At 75.0% G+C, this 17,614-nt stretch carries 12 protein-coding genes; 10 read left to right on the top strand and 2 right to left on the bottom strand.

The features are described 5' to 3' along the window. Positions 1–661: 661 nt before the first annotated feature. A complete protein-coding gene (locus ACF07B_RS07760; RefSeq protein ID WP_392178175.1) occupies positions 662–1,915 on the top strand; it encodes a helix-turn-helix domain-containing protein in 1,254 nt (417 codons plus the stop codon). Positions 1,916–1,971: 56 nt separating this feature from the next. Here the strand turns inward: ACF07B_RS07760 and ACF07B_RS07755 are convergent, their stop codons facing one another. Next, positions 1,972–7,005 (bottom strand): AMP-binding protein, encoded by a 5,034-nt coding sequence (locus tag ACF07B_RS07755; RefSeq protein WP_392178174.1) that lies wholly within the window; start codon positions 7,003–7,005, stop codon positions 1,972–1,974. 298 nt (positions 7,006–7,303) lie between these two features. Beyond that, the gene (locus ACF07B_RS07750; RefSeq protein ID WP_392178173.1) at positions 7,304–7,699 is read right to left on the bottom strand and encodes a hypothetical protein; all 396 of its coding nucleotides are present in this window, start codon (positions 7,697–7,699) and stop codon (positions 7,304–7,306) included. Positions 7,700–8,100: 401 nt separating this feature from the next. Here ACF07B_RS07750 and ACF07B_RS07745 point away from each other — a divergent pair, with 401 nt between their 5' ends. The 9 genes from ACF07B_RS07745 (at position 8,101) to ACF07B_RS07705 (ending at position 17,610) form a co-directional block, all read left to right on the top strand. After that, entirely contained in the window at positions 8,101–9,348 is a 1,248-nt protein-coding gene (locus tag ACF07B_RS07745) for an aminotransferase class V-fold PLP-dependent enzyme (protein ID WP_392178172.1), read from the top strand. A gap of 307 nt (positions 9,349–9,655) precedes the next feature. Further along, positions 9,656–9,832: a hypothetical protein gene (locus ACF07B_RS07740; RefSeq protein ID WP_351867782.1), complete on the top strand. Its 177-nt coding sequence runs from the start codon at positions 9,656–9,658 to the stop codon at positions 9,830–9,832. A gap of 71 nt (positions 9,833–9,903) precedes the next feature. Further along, positions 9,904–10,770: a JmjC domain-containing protein gene (locus ACF07B_RS07735; protein WP_392178171.1), complete on the top strand. Its 867-nt coding sequence runs from the start codon at positions 9,904–9,906 to the stop codon at positions 10,768–10,770. Beyond that, the gene (locus ACF07B_RS07730) at positions 10,770–11,729 is read left to right on the top strand and encodes a JmjC domain-containing protein (protein ID WP_392178170.1); all 960 of its coding nucleotides are present in this window, start codon (positions 10,770–10,772) and stop codon (positions 11,727–11,729) included. Before ACF07B_RS07735 ends, ACF07B_RS07730 begins: the two co-directional genes overlap by 1 nt. Further along, positions 11,726–12,922: a YcaO-like family protein gene (locus ACF07B_RS07725; RefSeq protein WP_392178169.1), complete on the top strand. Its 1,197-nt coding sequence runs from the start codon at positions 11,726–11,728 to the stop codon at positions 12,920–12,922. The genes ACF07B_RS07730 and ACF07B_RS07725 overlap by 4 nt, the downstream gene beginning before the upstream one ends. Further along, on the top strand, positions 12,919–14,190 hold the full coding sequence (locus ACF07B_RS07720) for a TfuA-like protein (protein ID WP_392178168.1): 1,272 nt from the start codon (positions 12,919–12,921) through the stop codon (positions 14,188–14,190). The genes ACF07B_RS07725 and ACF07B_RS07720 overlap by 4 nt, the downstream gene beginning before the upstream one ends. Continuing rightward, positions 14,187–16,154 (top strand): alpha/beta hydrolase family protein, encoded by a 1,968-nt coding sequence (locus ACF07B_RS07715; RefSeq protein ID WP_392178167.1) that lies wholly within the window; start codon positions 14,187–14,189, stop codon positions 16,152–16,154. The genes ACF07B_RS07720 and ACF07B_RS07715 overlap by 4 nt, the downstream gene beginning before the upstream one ends. Then, entirely contained in the window at positions 16,151–17,071 is a 921-nt protein-coding gene (locus ACF07B_RS07710) for an aminoglycoside N(3)-acetyltransferase (RefSeq protein ID WP_392178166.1), read from the top strand. Before ACF07B_RS07715 ends, ACF07B_RS07710 begins: the two co-directional genes overlap by 4 nt. After that, complete coding sequence (locus tag ACF07B_RS07705) at positions 17,068–17,610, top strand: GNAT family N-acetyltransferase (protein WP_392178165.1); 543 nt, start codon at positions 17,068–17,070, stop codon at positions 17,608–17,610. The genes ACF07B_RS07710 and ACF07B_RS07705 overlap by 4 nt, the downstream gene beginning before the upstream one ends. Positions 17,611–17,614: the final 4 nt, after the last annotated feature.

Genomic DNA, 17,614 nt, shown 5'->3' with positions numbered 1-17,614 from the left:
CGGGGGGGGGGGGGGGGGTTCCCCCGCCCCCGGCCCCGGGGCGGGCGCCGGGGCCCCCCGGCCCCCCCCCCCGGGGGGGCCCCCCCGGGGGGGGGGGGGGGGCCGCCCCCCCCCCCGACCCGGGCGGGCCCCGCAGCCTGGCGCGCGCCCTGCAGCGGGCCGGCGCCGCAGCCGCCCGGCCCTGAGCCATCACCCCCGCCCCCGCGCCGCGCCCGTCATGCCCGCACCACTTCGGGGAAAGGGACTGCCGCTAGGGCCAGTTGATGTCGTCGTCGCCGTCGTCGCACGAGGGGTCACCCATCGGCGCCGGTCGGCCGACCGGGCTCTCGCGGGCGGCGCGGCGGGCAGGAACCGCGTGTTTCATCAGAATCCTCCGTGGACGCGGACGAGGACAGCTCCCGTGAGCGAGGACGGGCCGGTGCGCAGGTACCGGCCCCGGCGCTGGAGATATTGCCCGCAACCGCTCAAGAGCCGCTTGAGGAACGCCAGACGAACCCCTGAGGCCCGCACGAACTCCGAGGCACGGCATCTGGCAAAACATTGCCCCGCCCTTGCCCGGCCCCCTACGCTCGTTGCGGCCCCATGCACCGGGACGCTGGCACCACGTTCCGCCCCCGGCCCCGCGGGGCCGCCCCCACCGTCCGTCCCAGGGAATGGTCACATGCTGCGTCAGCCCGCGTTCGGCCGTCGTCTCCGCAAACTGCGACAGGCCCGCGGGCTGTCCCAGACAGCCCTGGCCGGTGACGGCATGTCCACGGGATACCTCTCCCGCCTGGAGTCCGGCGCACGCCAGCCCACCGAACGGGCCGTCGCCCACCTCGCCGAACGGCTCGGCCTGGACGCGGCCGACTTCGAGGAACCCGCCGGCGGCTCACTGGCCAACGCACTGTCGCTGGTCTCCTCCACCGGCTCCGAGACGGCGATGGAAACCCTGCGCGAAGCCCTGGCGGCCGAGGGCCACGAGGCGCCGGTACTGCGCTGGCAGGCCCTGTGGCAGCTCGCCGGGCAGCGCCGCGTCCAGGGCGACCACGGCGGCGAACGGGAGTACCTGCAGGAACTGGTACAGCTCGGCGACGCGGTCGGGCTGGTCGCCCTGCGGGTGCGCGGCCTGACCCGCCTGGCCCGCTGCCTGCGCGCGCTGGGCGAGATCACCGCCGCCCTCGACGCCGCGACCGCCGCCCACCACCTGGCCCGTGAGGACGACCTCGACGCGGAGGACCGCGCCGCGGTGCTGCTGGCGCTGATCTCGGTGGAGGCCGAAGCGGGCCGGATGCCGGACGCCCGGGCCCACGCCGACGAACTCGTCGAACGCGTCGCGGGCCGCAGCGACGCCCTGTGGGCGGAATCCATGTGGACCGCCGCGGTGGTCCGCCTGCGCCAGGGCGACCACACCGCCGCGCAGATCTACCTGGAGGAGGCCCTGGAGAAGTTCAGCAGCCGCGACGACCTCGTCCTGTGGCTGCGCCTGCGGTTCACGGCCAGCCGCCTGTACCTGCAAAAGCAGCCGCCCAACGCCCAGGCCGCCGAGCGGTGCCTCACCGACGCCGAGCCCGCACTCGCCTTCGTCGGCACCCCCGGCCTGCGCCAGGACCTGCTCGCGCTCAAGGCGGACGTCGCCTTCTTCCGCGCCCGCTACGACGAGGTCCACACCCTGCTCGGCGAACTCGCCGAGATGGAACTGAGGATGAGCTACCGCGACCGGGTCCGCCTGGACATCCTCCGCAACCAGCTGCGCATCCGCTCCGGCGACCCGAGCGGCATCCAGGGACTGCGGGACCTGGCCGAGCAGGCCCAGGCCGGCGCCAACATCGACCTGGCCGCGGACATCTGGCGCATCCTCGCCGAATCCCTGGCAGGCCCCGCCGCACCGAGCGGCCCCACCGCACCAGACGCCCCGGCCCCCTCCGGAACCTGACCCCCCCCGCCCGACACACCCCCTACACCCCTACAGCTCGTACAGGTCCTGCGTGCCTACAGCTCGTACAGGTCCTGCGCGCGCGTCTCGTACCAGCCTTTCGGCACCGCGGCCGCCGCCGGCCACAGGGCCCGGTGACCGGCCGCGTCGGCCAGCACCACGAAGGCGGCGGACGCGTCGTCGAACGGATCGTCGTGGGCCGCACCGTCCAGCACCCGCAGATTGCCGTACTCATCCAGCCGGGCGGCCCGCCCGGTACGCCACATCCGGGCGGTGGTGCCCTGCGGCCCGGCGAACGGATCGGGCAGGAACCGCTCACCGCCCGCCGCGCCCGCCCCCAGGTAGCCGCGGGCCACGCCCACCCCCGCGATGTACAAGGACCCGGTCCGGCCCGGGCCCACCGGGCACAGCCGCGCGTCCAGGAGATAGGCGCGATGGCCCGCGGCGGGCCGGGCCGGGGCGCCCGGCGTGTGCTCGACCACCAGCCTGGCCTCGGCCCAGCCGCCGCTCACGGTCAGCCGCGCACCCTCGCTCCGGGCGAGCGAGACCAGCGCGCTCAGCACGTCGTCCGCACCGCCCAGCACCACCCGCGCCCCCTGCCGGCCGAGCCACCCCAGCACCTCGTGCGGCACGTCGCAGGTCAGCGAACCGTCCGGGACGTGCACGCGCGCGCCGCCCACCAGGGCGCCCAGCAGCCCGATCGCCGCGTCGCCGTCCGGGTAGCCGCGCACCAGCCAGGCCGCGTCGGCCCGCGCCGCCGCGCTCAGCGCCTCACCGCCCACCGCGACGGTGCCGCCCTCACCGGGCAGCAGCAACAGCGGGTCCTCGGCGCGCAGCGGCCGGATCCGGTCGGCCTGCGTCACCGGCCAGTGCCCGGCCGCCGGCCGCGGGCCGGCCATCTCCTCGCGCACCAGCCGGGCCGCCCCCGGCACGCCCGGCAGCAGCAGGTCCGCGGTCTCGTCCAGCAGCAGCACCACCGGGTGCAGCGAGGGGTCCAGGTCCAGCGACGGGTCGACCGGCACCAGCGCGGCCCCGGTCTTGGCCACCGCCAGCGCGGCCACCGCGAACCCGGCCGGTGAGGACAGCGCGGTCAGCACACAGCTGCCCGGACCGGCCCGGTGCTCGATCAGGGCGTGCGCCAACAGATCGGAACGGGCGTCGAGTTCGGCGTAGTCCAGACCCTTCAGCGCGAGCGCCCCAGGAGCCCGCGCGACCTGCGCCGCGAACAGCGACGCCACGTCCCCGCGCACGAGCGGCACCTGCGCACCCGCCCACACCCCGCTCCCGGCCACCGCTCCTGGCAGCAGCCGCAGCCGGCTCAGCCGCGTCGCGGGTGCCTCAAGGGCCGAGCGCAGTACGGCGGTGAACTGGTCGGCGAGGACGGCCGCCGCCCTCTCACCGAGCGTCTCGTGACGGAAGGTGACCGTGACGGCGATCCCGGCCGCCTCGCCCGCCGGACCCTGCCGCTCGGTCAGCGTCAGCCCCCAGTCCGCGGCCGGCACCGCGGGCGTGCACTGCTCGGCCCCCACCGACAGCCCGGCCGCCTCGAACCGGCCCACACACTCCTGCACCACGGCCAGCGCCACCCCGCCGGGCAGCGCCGCCAGCGCCGCCTCACCGTCCCGGTAGGCGGCCAGGTCCCGCTCGCGGACCCGGCGCAGCAGCTCACCGAACGCCGGATCACCGAAGGTGTCCACGGTCAGCGCCAGCACCCGCCCGTAGGGGCCCACCGCCTCCCGCAGCGCGGCCGTGTCCCGCGCCGGGACGGGCGCGGCCACGGTGACCGGGTCCTGCGCGCCCAGCCGGCTCAGCAGGGCCACGAGCGCGGCGTGCACCACCATGAACACCGTGGCGCCCTGCTCGGCGGCCAGCCGGGTGAGCCGCGCGTGCACTCCCGCGTCCAGGCTCCTGTCCAAGGTGCCGTAGGAGGCAGGCCCGGACCGCGGCCCGCTGCCCGGCAGCACGGCGGGCGCCCGGTCACCGAAGACCGCGCGGGGCGCCGCGTCCAGCCCGGCGGGACGGCGGTGCGGGACGCCCCCGCCGGCCCGCGCCCCATAAGCCCGGGCGAGATCGGCGGCCAGCGGCACATGCGACCACAGGTCGACCGAGTCGGCGGGCAGCGCCAGTTCCAGCAGATGGTCCTCGGCCGCCAGCGCCCGCAGCCGGGTACCGGCCGAGCCCAGCCGCGAGTTGCGCAGCGCCTCATGGCGCCGCCCCAGATCCTCCAGGGCCGCCTCCAGGGCACGCACCTGCAGCGGACCACGCAGCCGCAGCGAGAACGCCCGGCTGTCACCGGCCGTCTCACCCGGCCCGGTCACCGCCGCGCGCGCGTCGCCGACAAGCAAGGCGAACGCGGCCGGCGTCGGCGCCCCGTACAGCGCCCGGCCGCCCGGGTCGGCGCCCAGCGTCTCGCGGACCCGGGACAGCAGCCGGGCCGCCGCCGGCGCGTCCCCGCCGATGCGGAAGAAGTCCGACTCGGCCCGCACCCGGTGCCGGGGCAGGCCCACCACCTCGGCGAACAGATCACGGACGATCTCCTGGACCGGCGTGCCGGGCTGGGTGCCCCCGTGCCCGGCGGCGGGCACGTCCACCGGCAGCGCCGCACGGTCCACCGCACCGGTGGCGTCCCGCGGCAGGGCCCGCAAGGTCATCAGCGCGGACGGCACCATGTGCTCCGGCAGCCGCTCCCGCAGATGGGCACGCAGGACCGCCTCCAGATCCACACCGTGCTCCAAGGCGGCCGGAGTACCGGCCCATACCTCCACCCCGGCACCGGCCTCCACCCCGCCACCGGTGCGCCCCTCCACCCCGGCACCGGCCCCGTCCTCCACCCCGGCACCGGCCCCGTCCTCCACCCCGGCACCGGCCCCGTCCTCCACCCCGGCACCGGGCCATACCTCCACCCCGGCACCGGGCCATACCTCCACCCCGGCACCGGGCCATACCTCCACCCCGGCACCGGCCCCGTCCTCCACCCCGGCACCGGGCCATACCTCCACCCCGGCACCGGCCCCGTCCTCCACCCCGCCACCGGTGCGCCCCTCCACCCCGGCACCGGGCGCCACGTACACACCCGTCACCACACCCGCGGGCACCCGCGCGGCATCCAGCAGGACGATGTCCAGGAGCCCGGGGGTCTCCCCCCAGGTGGGCAGAGCCCGGTAGCCCAGACGCTCGGCCCGCTCGCACAGCGCCTCCGGATCCGGCGCGGGCGCGTCCTGCGGCGCCAGGTCGATGCCCTCCAGCGGATCGAAGAGCGAGCGCATCGCCGCGTACTCGTCGTGCACCCGCCGGTTGGGTATCGCGGCCAGGCGCAGCACGGCAGGACGCGCCGCCGTCGCCCGGTCAACGACCTCCAGGCCGCCGCCGGCGTCCGCGTCCCAGCGCACGACCGGCGCACCGCGCAGGTCGGCGACCGGCTCGGCGGTGGAGAGCAGCACGTCGTAGCGGTAGCGGCTCAGCTCGTTGTGGTGCACACCCCGCTTGATCCGTACGTCGACCGCGCGCACGGCGGGCAGGTCCCGCGCGAGCGCGCCGAACAGGGCGGGGGACAGGAGCAGTTCGCTCTCCGCGGCCACCTGGCGGCCGATGGCGCCGCGCAGCGCCTCCCGGTCGCCTTCGGCGGCGCCCGGCCGGGCCAGCGCGATCCCGGTCTGCAGGCAGCGGGCCAGGTCGAGGCTGCGCACATCACCCAGAAGGATCGAGCCGCCCGGCGCGAGCAGCGGCAGCAGCCGCTCAAGGACGGTACGCAGCCGGGCCAGGCCCGGGAAGTACTGGATCACCGAGTTGACGACGATCGCATCGAAGTGCCCGGCGGGCAGCCCGCCGGTGTCCTCGGCGCCGCGGCAGTCCAGCCGCACCTTGTCCTTCAGCACCGCATCCGCCTCCACCCCCGCGGTGAGCGCGGCGATGGCGGCGGGGGAGAAGTCGGTGGCCCAGTACTCGTGGACCTCCTCGTCACGGGCCAGCCGGGCCAGCAGCAGCCCGGTGCCCACACCGATCTCCAAAACCCTGCGGCGCGGCAGCTCCCGGATCCGCTCCACGGTGGCGCACCGCCACTCCCGCAGCTCCTCCAGCGGGATCGGCAGGGCGTCGTAACTGCTGTTCCAGCCGGTGAAGTCCTCACCCGGCCCACGGGCCGCGGCCTTCGCGTGGAGCGCTTCGTGGATCTCCTTCCACCGAGCGGTCTGCGCGTCCTCCTCGGCGGCCGCCGGAGCCACGACGGCCGGCACCACATGCGCCACCAGCCGCCTGTCGCCGTCCGCGCCCTCGTGCAGGGACACCGCGGCGGCGGACACCGCCGGGTGCGCGCTCAGCACCGACTCGACCTCACCGAGCCCGAAACTGCGGCCGCACAGCTCCACCCGGTCCTCCGCCCGCCCGGCCACCTCCCGCCCCCCGCCGTCCCTGCCGTTTCCGTCGTCCCTGTCCGTCCCTCCGGCCGGCCCGGCACCCGAGGTCAGGGCGGTGCGCACCGCGAAGGCGAGGGCCTCGAAGGCCGGCCCGCCGCCGGCCCGGGCCACCACGCCGTCAGGGGCCACCGGCGAAGAACCGGCGGAACGTACGAGGTCCAGCACCGCGCGCTGTGACACCACGACCCCCTCGACGGCACCGGAGGCGTAGCGGACGCACAGCGCGTCGTCCGGGCCGGCGGACGGGACGGGCAGGGCCTCGCGGCGCCGGGCGATCTCGGGCGCCTCGGCGTCCAGCGCGAGGACCACCGCGTCCAGACCCGCGTAGTCCGCGGCGCCCGCGCTCCCGGTCAGCACCGCGACGGCCGCACTGTCCCGCACGATCAGCCGCCGCCGCTGCACACGGTCGGCGGGGTCCAGGGGGACACAGACCGCTCCGGCCCGCACGATCCCGAGGAACGCCGTCACCGTCTCCGGACCCGGCCGCAGCGCGATCGCCACCCGGTCGCCGCGGGTGATGCCGCGGTCCCGCAGACGGGCGGCGAGACGGTTGGCCGCGCGGCCCAGCTCCCGGTAGGTCAGGCCCCCGCCGGGACCGTCGTCCGGCCCGGGACGGCGCACCGCGACCGCGTCGGGACGCTCCTGGACCTGCTGCTCGATGAGCTCGGAGATGGACATCGGGTACCCGCTCCCTGTGACAGCGCCTTCCGGCTTGGCAAAACGTTGCCTGAATATTGGCAAGTCTGGCCTGAGGTGGCGTCCTGAAGTGGTCGAGCGGCACTGGAGCCGCTGGTGGCGAGGGGGCCTTGCCGTCGGAGCCGGGGGCGTGAGGTTGCCAGGACGCCCGGAACGGGGGAGTGCCCGGCGACCACCCGGGGTGTCCCGCGCGACGCCGCCCCCGAAAACGCCGAAGCCCCCGCGCGGCATGGCTGCCTGCGGGGGCGTCACGGGGCGGGCACGGATGCCCGGAAGCGGATCAGACGCTGGCGACGGCGGGCGCGACGGGCCAGTCGATGCCGCCGGTGGTCTGGGCGGTGGCGGGGGCGACGGGCCAGTCGATGCCGCCGGTGGTCTGGGCGGTGGCGGGGGCGACGGGCCAGTCGATGCCGCCGGTGGTCTGGGCGGTGGCGGGGGCGACGGGCCAGTCGATGCCGCCGGTGGTCTGGAGGGCGGCGGGGGCGACGGGCCAGTCGATGCCGCCGGTGGTCTGGAGGGCGGCGGGCGCGACCGGCCAGTCGATGCCGTCGGCCTGGACCGCGGTGGCCGCCTTCGCCGTCGCCGGCCAGTCGATCGCGCTTGCGGCGGTGGTGCCGGCGGCGGAGAAGGCGGTCAGGGCGGCGGCGGCGATGGCGATGCGGGCGATGCGGTTCATGGCGGGCTCCTCGGTGTCAATTTCGTTTTCGTTGCTTGGCAACCTTCTGCCAAGAAGATTGGCAACGAAAGCTCGCAAATTGGTCGGGAATGGGTCGATTCGGACTCAAGGTGCACGCCAGGAACACTCCAGGAAGCCGTCCGGCGCCACGGATTTGCCTAGAAAAAGCCGCCCTGAGCTGTGGAAACGAGAATCTCTGGCAGAGCCGGAAATGCTCTGGCAACGCTTGGCAATTCCTGGAGAACCGGATGGGAAGCGGCCGGGATCCCCGTCGTCGGCCCCGTACTAGAGCCGCGCCTGAGCCGCTGGTGTCCGAGGTTGCCAAACATCCAACACCCCAGGCAAGGTGTTGCCAAGAACTAGGCAATCATTTGTCTCACCTGTGGGGGGAGGCCCCTGAAGTGAACGAGAAATCCCACGGTGACCGCAGGATCCACCTCGATGCCGCCGGCGCCGGCCGCATGCCCGACGCCGTACGGGAGGTCCTCACCGAGTGGACGCGCTTCGAGGACCGTTACGGGCCCTACGAGCTGGACGAACGCCTCGAGGACGTCCTGCACCGGCAGATCCACGAACACCTGGCCGCCCTGCTCGGCGCGCCGCCCGGCGACACCTTCCTGTGCACCGGCGCCGCCGACGCGTTCGCCGCCGTGCTGTCCCGGCTGCCGCTGGGCCCGCGCGACCGCGTCTGGGCGACTCCCTACGAGTCGGCCGCCAACCTCAGCGCCGTCTTCGCGCTGCGCGCGCGCACCGGCTGCCGGCTGGAGGTCGTACCGCTGCGCCCCGACGGCGACCTCGACCTGGAGTGGATGGCACGGCACATCGGCGACGACGTCGCCCTGGTCTGCGTCCCCCACGTCCCCTCGGGCTGCGGCATCGTCCATCCCGTCGAGGACATCGGGCGCATCCTCGCCCCGCACCGGTGCCTGTACGCCGTCGACGCCTCGTACGCGGCGGGGCAACTGCCCGTGGACATCGCCCGCATCGGCTGCCACCTCCTGACCGGGGACGGCTGGCGGTTCCTGCGCGGCCCGTACGCGGCCGGATTCGCCGGCGTGACACCGCGGCTGCGCGAGGCCCTGGCCCCGCACGGCGGCCTGTCGCTCGCGGCGCCGCACGGCGCCGCGGCCGCCGCGCTGAACCAGGCCCTGGCCCTGCACGCGGCCGTGTCCCCGCAGCCCGACCTCGCTCCCGGCCTGCGCGCCGCCGTCGAGGACACGGCCGGCACCGAACTGATCGCCCCCGGACACCTCCAGAGCGGCATCGTCACCTTCCGGCACCAGGACGTGCCGGCCGCCCTGGTGCGCCGCCGGCTCGCGGACCGCGGCGTGGTCGTGTGGAAGACGGTCGCCGAGGAGGTCCCCCTCTACCTGCCGAAGCTGGGTGTCGTCACGGCCGTGCGCGCCTCCGTCCACCACGACAACTCGGCCAAGGACATCGAGGTGTTCGCCGACGCACTCAAGGACGCGGTGACCGGGACGCGCCCGCTTCCCGCGCCCGCACGGCACCCGCGGCCGGCCGCACCGGCGCCGCACGCGGTGGTGTCCCGGCCGGCCGGGATCCCGCGCGAGCGGACGGCCGGCCGGCGGCACCTGAGCCTGGTGCCGGCCCGGCCACCGGCCACCGGCCCGCTCCACCCCGGCACGTGAGCACCACCCGCACCGGTGCGGCCAGAACGGCCGACACCGGACGCTAGTGCCCGCTGCCCGCGCCCGCCGCCGGGCTCGGGGTGTGCCGGGGACACCCGGGGCGGTCGCGGGCCGGGCCGCCGGTTCGGGTGCCGCGGCCGTGCCAGGCCCCCCGGGAGGAGGACTCCCGGGGGGCCTGGTCGTGGGTTCGGCGGCTGGGGCCGGTTGTTCGAGTGAGGCGCGAGAGGTCTTCAGGCGCATCCCGAGTCCGGTCGTGTTCTCTCCAGGTGCGGTCACTGAACGGCAGTGGCCCCAAAGGAGGTTTCGCATGGCTCTGCGCGACGTTTTCCAGTCCCTCAACGAGACCGACGCCGTCGCTTCGCCGGCCGAGTCCCGCCTGGCGGGCGAGGGCGTCCTCGACCCGGAGAAGGCCGCGGTCCTCAACAACAACGAGGAGGCCGCCGACGCCCCCATGACCGTCCTCAGCCAGATCAACGAGGCCTGAGCAGCACGACAGGTGGACGCCTGGGAGCGAACCGCTCCCAGGCGCCCCCGACCGGAAAGGTTGGCACGCGCATGACCGCAGCCACTCCTCTGCCTGCCGCCCTGACCGGCAGGCTCCTCGGTGACACCACCTGGGGCCTCGCGCACCGCGTCGAGAGGCAGGCACTGGACCCCTCGGCCCTGCTCACCTCGGACACCGTCCGGCGCCTGCTCGACGCCAGCCTCCTCAAGTGGCCCTACTTCACCCTGCTCAAGCACGGTGAGGTGCCCACGGTGTCGTCGTACACGACGAAGCGGGACGTGATCGGGCACAAGGCCGCCGGATTCGCCGACGCGCGGGCCGTCGCCCGCCACATGGCCGACGGCGCCTCCCTGAAGCTCAACCAGATCGGGGACTGGCACCGGCCCACCCGCGCCATCGCGCGGCAGCTGGAGGAGCTGCTGCCCGTGGCGGTCAACTCCTACGTCTTCTTCACGCCCGAGGAGTCGCGCGGCATGCTCCCGCACCGGGACGCCGCCCATGTGCTCGTCATCCAGCTCGAAGGCCGCAAGGAGTGGCACCTGTACGCCGAACCGGACCAGGTCGGCGCCTCGGCGGGCCTGGACGTGGACGCCGCCCGGCCCACACACGTCTTCACCCTCGAACCGGGCGACGTGCTCTACCTGCCGCACGGCTGGCCGCACGACGCCGTCGCCCGCGGCGGCGACTCCCTGCACCTGACGTTCACGCTCACCGAACCGACCCCCGAGGACCTGGTCGACGCGCTGCTGCGGCGGTTCCTCGACGACGAGCACAACCTCGTCCACCACTTCCACACCCGCCCGCTGCGGGCACGCACCGGCGAGGTCCGCTCGGCCCTGACCCGACAGGCCAGGACGCTGGAGGAGGACCACTGGGCGCGTACGGCGCTCAAGACGATGCGGGAGGCGATCGGCTGATGTCCACCACGACCACCGAGATCCGTGAGGCCGCACCGGCGCAGCCCGCCGGCCCGGACGGCGCCCGCGACGGCGGCCGCGATGTGGTGCCGGCCCGTCTGGAGCACCTGGTCGGCGCCCTGGACGCCTTCTTCCGCGAGCACTGGGCGAACCAGCCCGTCGTCCTGCGCGCGCACAGCGACCTGAGCCGGCTCATCACCGAGCAGGAGATGTGGGACGAGGTCGACTGCGGCCTGCTGTCCCGGCCCTACTTCACCATCTTCAACGAGGGCGTACGCACCGCGATCAGCGACATGACCCGCAAGCGCAACGTCGTGGGCCATGAACTGCCCGGCTTCATCGAACCGGAGCGGATCCGCGAGGACTTCGCGAACGGCGCCACCTTCAAGTTCAACCAGGCCGAGCACTGGCACCCGCGCATCCGCACCCTGGTGAAAGCCCTGGAACCGCACTTCAGCGGCGGCCTGGAGTCCTTCGTCTTCCTCAGCCCGCCCGGCAAGACGGCGATGCAGGCCCACATGGACGGCGCGCACGTCTTCATCCTGCAGGTCGCCGGCGTAAAGGACTGGGTGGTGGGCCGCGTCGACGAGACCTCCACCAGCGACTCCGTCCTGCACGAGGGCGCCATCCCCGACGAGCGCCGCATCGAGCTGACCCTGCGCCCCGGCGACGTGATGTACATGCCGCACGGCACCCCGCACTACGCGACCGCCCGCCAGGGCAACTCCATCCACGTCGCCATCACCGTGGAGGAGCCCACCGCGCAGAACCTCGCCGAGGTGTTCCTCGCCGGCTTCCTCGGCGACGAAGCCTTCAAAGCCCTGCACGACAGCCACCACCGGCACTCCCTCAAGGAACGCACCGCGCTGCTGCGCGAGGCCCTGCTCGCCCACCTCGCCCGCGCCGACGAGGACGCCGCGACCCGGGCCGCCGTCACCCTTCGCAGGGAACACCGGTGACCGCGCCGCGGGTACCGGACCGCGCACCCTGGATAAGCGGCGGGGGACCCGCGGCCGTCAGCGAGGGCACCCTGCGCACGGCCGGCCTCGAGGACACCTGGGCCCGCCTGGAGCCGCAGCTCGCCGCCCGCGGCATCACCCGGGTCGCCGACCTGACCGGCCTGGACATCCTCCACGTCCCGGTGTGGACGGCGATCCGGCCCGCCGCCGCCACCCTGGTCGCCAGCGCCGGCAAAGGCATGTCGCACACCGCCGCCCGCATCTCCGCGGTGATGGAGTCCCTCGAGGTCGCCGTCGCCGAGCAGGCCCGGCCCGCCGGCGTGGCCCGCGGCACCGCCCGCACCCTGGCCCCCGGCTACGGGGTCGACGACCTGACCCTGCACCCCGTCTCCCTGGTCGACGACCGCACCGTCCTGGAATGGACCAACGGCTGGGACCTGGCCTCAGGCACGCAGGGCCTGGTCCCCTCGGCCGCCGTCGGACTGCGCGGCTGGGCCGCCGCCCGCTGGCAGCCCCCCACCTTCGTCACCACCACCAACGGCCTGGCCTCGGGCAACGACCACACCGAGGCCACCCTGCACGCACTGCTGGAGAGCGTCGAACGCGACGCCCTGGCCCGCCTGCGCCCGGGCGAGGCGATCGCCACCGACCTGGACACCGTGGGCGACAGACTCGGCGCGGTCGTCGCCCGCATCCACGCCGCCGGCGCCGACGTCGCCCTGGAACGCATCCCCTCCCTGCCCGGCACCTGGGCCTACACCTGCTGGCTGACCCAGCCCGAGATGTGGCAGATCTTCGCCGGGTCCGGCTGCCACACCGACCCCGCGATCGCCGCCGAACGGGCCCTGCTGGAAGCCGTCCAGAGCCGGGGCTCCACCATCAGCGGCGGACGCGACGACATCCCCGAGTGGACCTTCCGCCGCCTGGGCGCCCCACCGGACCGGCCCCGCCCCACCCCCGCCCGCACCGAGCCGATGCCCACCGCGGCAACCGCGCCGCCCGCCCACCTGGGCGACGTGCTGGACGGCCTCGTCACCGCCGTGCACCACACCACCGGCCGGCCCGTCATCGCCGTCGACCTCACCCCGGACCGCCGGCCCTGGCCCGCCGTCGTCCAGGTCTTCGCACCCGGACTCGGCCTCGCCCTGGAACACCCACGCCCGCAGTCCCTCGCCAGCAGGAGCTTCGCGTGACCCCCCGCCGCATCGCCTTCGTCGGCCCCACCCTGCCCGCAGGCCTGCGCCCCGCCGGCTTCGAGTACCGGCCACCCGTCAAACACGGCGACCTGTTCGACCTGTGCCTGCGCCCCGGCGACCAGATACTGATCGTCGACGGCGTCTACCAGCACTTCGCACCCATCCGGCACAAAGAGATCCTCGCCCAGCTCGCCCGCGGCGTACACGTCGCCGGCACGGCCAGCCTCGGCGCCCTGCGCGCCGCCGAACTGGCCGCCTTCGGCATGCAGGGCCTGGGCCAGGTCTACGCCCAGGCCCGCGCCGGACACCTGAACGCGGACGCGGACGTCGCCGTGCTCCACACCGACGACAGCGCCGGCGCCCGCCGGCTGACCGAGGCGATGGTCTGCGTCCGGCACGGACTGAGCGAACTGCTCCAGGCCGGAAAACTGGACACCCACCAGGCATCCCGCCTCGAACAGGCCGCCGCCCGCCTGCACTTCACCGAACGCTCCGCCACCGGCCTGCGCCACGCGGCCGGCCCCGACCGCGACGCCATGCAACTCCTCCTGGACCACCTGCGCCACCACGGCGACATCAAGACCCGCGACGCCCAAAACGCCCTGGACACCCTGGCCGCCCGCCCCGTCCCGCCACCCCTCGCCCCCGCCACCGCCGACGTGTGGACCAGCTCCTACGGCAGAGAAGGAGACTTCGAGCACCGGCCGCTCAAACCCGGCTCCGCCGTCGGCGCCCGACTCGCCCTGGCCTGCCTGCAACTGTTCGCCACCGACTTCCCCGACCGGCACCGCGCCTACGCCCTGCGCATGGCCGCCGCCACCACCCGGACCACCGGCACGGCCGGCCGGCTCCTGGCCGCGGCCGGATTCGCCCCCGCCACCCGCCCCCACGCCCGGCTGGCCCGCGGCACCGAGGCCACCGCCCACTGGACCGCCGACGAACGCCTCCTGGCCCGCACCTTCCGCCTGCCGCCCGGCCGGCTCGTCTACCAGGACCTGCCCGCCGAAGCCGTCACCGGCACCACCCTGGACGAACTGGAACAGCGCTGCCGAAGACTGCTGCTGCCACCCGGCGCACACCCCCTGCCCACCCCGCAACGCCACACCCTGCTGCGCCAGTTGTGGCAGGCCGGCTCCGACCACGACTACCGGCTGTGCGCCCTGGAACGCGGCTTCCGCGACACCGCGGAAGCCGCCCGGCTGGCCGGCGCCTTCGACCTGGCCCTGATCACACGGCTGCTGCGGGCGCCGGCGGCGGCCCGATGAACCCCACCGCACCACCCGCACCCACCCCCACCCGCCTCGCCCCGGGCCTGGCCCTGGCCGAGGCGTACTGCACCGAACCACGCCCCAGGGAAGTCGCCGCCTACGGCGACGACGGACTGCTGCTGCGCGCCGACGTACCCACCCGGCACGGCGCCGAACACCCCCACCTGGTGCACTACCGGCGCCACCCCGACGGCACCTGGCACGCCGGCTGGACCCTGCCCTGGGCCACCCAGGCCCTGCCCGTGCCCGGCGGCTACGTGTGCGTCCGCCGCGCCGACGGGCGCACCCTGGTCGAACTGCGCCCCGCCGACGGCGGCCCCGAACAGCTCCTGCTCACCACCCCCGGACGCGTCGGCGCACTCGCCCCCCGGCCGGGCGGCGGCCAGATCGCGGTGACCACCAGCACCTTCGGCGGACCCGGAGAACACCCCCAGGACCTGCTCGCCGGCTCCGACGCCGTATGGGCCCAAGGCTCCGACATGACGCTCAGCTACGCCAAACAACCCCAAAAAGAGTGGCAGGTCCACCTCGTGCCGCTGGACGGCACCGGCACCCGCCTGCTCACCCCCCACGTCCCCGCCGGCCTCGCCCTCTCCGGCGAAGCCGCCTGGGCCACGAAGACCACCCTGTTCCTGGGCGCCCTGCGCCACCACCGCCACGGCGTCCGCAACTTCGGCCTGCTCTCCCTGAACGCCGACCACGGCGAGGCCACCCGCGAACTCTTCTCCGACGACGTCGACCTCTGCTACCCCGTACCGGGCCCCGGCGGGCAGGTCGCCTACCTCGGCACCACACCGCGCCACGACAACACACCCATCGCCCAGTTCGCCTGCCTCGTCGGCGAACCACTGCACCAGCCCGAACTGCTGGCCGCCGACGACGGCCTGTGGCAGCGCCCCATCGGCTGGGACGGACCGCGCCGCCTGGTGTGCACCGCCGAGTCGGGACCCCGCCGCGGCCTGTACGTCCACGACCTGGACGACGCCACCTGGCGGCCGGTGCCCGCCCGCGCCTCGGTGATCAACGCCCGCGTCCACGACGGCCGCGCCGCCGTCCTGAGCTCCGCCCCCGACACACCGCCCGCCCTGGAAGTGACCCCCCTGCACCCCGGCCCGCACCCCGGCCGCACCGGCGAACACGTCGTGTCCGCCGAGGCACCCGAGCGGCCGGGCCGGCTGCACTACCGGCGCCAGCACCTCCCCAACCTGGACGGCGACCTCGCCAGCTGGGTGTGCCTGCCCGAGAACGGCACAGCCCACGCCACCGTCGTCCTCTACCACGGCGGCCCGTTCCAGAGCTGGAGCGAATGGTCCTGGCGGTGGAACCCCTGGCCGTTCGTCGCCTGCGGCCTGGCCGTCATCCTGGTCGAACCCCCGCTCAGCCTCGGCTACCCCGACGCCGTCCGCACCGGCTGGCGCCAGTGGCGCGGCGGCATCGCGGCCGCCGCCGCCGCCCAGGTCGAGTCCGTCCGCGCCGCCGAAGGCCTGCTCGACTCCCCCCTCGCCCTCATGGGCGGCAGCTTCGGCGGCTACCTCGCCCTGACCACCGCCGACCTGCTCAACCCCGACCTCGTCGTCACCCACGCCGCCCCCCTCGACCTCACCCAGGTCGCCGAGGGCAGCGACGTGGGCTGGCAGTGGATCCGCGAGTTCGGCGACCCCACCGAATGGCGCCCGCTCTACCAGATCAACAGCCTCGCCCCGCGCCCCGTACGGCCCGGCACCCGGGTCCTGCTCTCGCACGGACTGCAGGACGGACTCGTCCCGCCCACCGAGACCCTGCGCACCCACCGCGCCCTCGCCCGCCAGGGGGTACGCAGCGAGGTGGCGTTCTTCCGCTCCGAGGCACACCCCCTCAGCCGGCCCGGCAACATCCGCGCCTGGTACCGCTGGGTCCTGTCGGCCGTCGCCGACGAACTCACCCCCGCACCGGCGAAACCCCCCGCGGAGGCACCCCGATGACGGGACGTCACATCGTCACCCGCTCCGCGCTGGCCGACGGCCTCACCGCCCTGGGCATCCGCCCCGGCGCCACCGTCATCGCCCACACCTCCCTCAGCTCCTTCGGCTACGTCGTCGGCGGGGCACACAGCGTCCTGCTCGCCCTGCGCGACACCCTGGGCCCCCGGGGCACCCTCGTCATGCCCGCCTTCACCCCCCAGCTGTGCCATCCGTCGACCTGGCGCGCACCCGACCTCGCCCACGCCGCCGCCGACCCGCGCACCGCCGCCCAGATGCCGCCCTTCGACCCCCGCCGCACCCCGGCCGCCCGCACCATGGGCGTCCTGCCCGAACTCCTGCGCACCCAGCCCGGCACCCTGCGCTCCTGCCACCCGCACGTCTCCTTCGCCGCCCAGGGCCCCCGCGCCGAGACCATCGTGCGCGAGCACCCCACGGCCTGGCGGCTCGCCGCCCACGGCCCCCTCGGCCGGCTGTGGGACCTCGACGCGACCGTCCTGCTGCTCGGCGCCCCCTGGCACAAGACCACCGCCCTGCACCTCGCCGAGTACGCCACCGCCTACCCGGGCCGGCGCTCCGGCCTGTGGGCGGTGCCCGAACCCGACGGGCACGGCGGAAGCCGCTGGCAGGCCGTACCCGAACTCCTGGTGTGGGAAGGCGACTTCGACACCCTCGGCGCCGCCTACGAAACCTCCGGAGCCCCGCTCGCCGGCACCCGCATCGGCGGCGCGCACTGCCGGGCCCTGCCGCTGCGCGACCTGGTGCGCTTCGCCTGCCGCTGGCTGGCCGAACACCGCGACCTGAGCCGCACGCTCGCCCCGCCCGGCTGGCACGACGTGGTGGATGCTGAGGCCCCGGTGCCCGCCGGAGAACTCGGCGCGGCACACACCGATCCGGCGGCCAAGGAGCCCATCCCATGAGCAGCGAAGTGTCCCTGCGACCCGTCGTCCCCGGCGATCTCGACCTCTTCGAGCGGGAGTTCACCACCAAGGACGGCACCGGCCCCTACCAGTGGTTCGGGTTCACCCCCACCCACCGGCTGCGCGACCGCTTCGCCGAGGACCGACTCCTGGGCCGCGAGAGCGGCATGCTCACCATCACCGCGGCGGGCGAGACGGTGGGCCGCGTCGAGTGGTTCGCCTCCGCCTGGGGACGCCCCGACACCTCGGCCTGCTGGACCATCGCCATCGCCCTGATTCCCGCCGCCCGCGGCCGCGGCACCGGAACCACCGCCCAGCGCCAGATCGCCGGCTACCTGTTCGCCCACACCCGGGCCGAACGCGTCCAGGCCTTCACCGACCACGCCAACCTCGCCGAGCAACGCGCCCTGGAAAAAGCCGGCTTCACCCGCGAGGGCACCCTGCGCTCCGCCCAGTGGCGCTCCGGGAGCTGGCACGACCAGGTTCTCTACTCGCTGCTGCGCAGCGACACCTCCCTGTGGGACGAGGAGCACCATTGACCTC

It is taken from the genome of Streptomyces sp. NPDC015532, from assembly GCF_043078065.1.
Taxonomy (GTDB): Bacteria; Actinomycetota; Actinomycetes; order Streptomycetales; family Streptomycetaceae; genus Streptomyces.
Note: the sequence above shows the minus strand (reverse complement) of the source record. Positions and strands in the feature narration are given on the sequence as shown.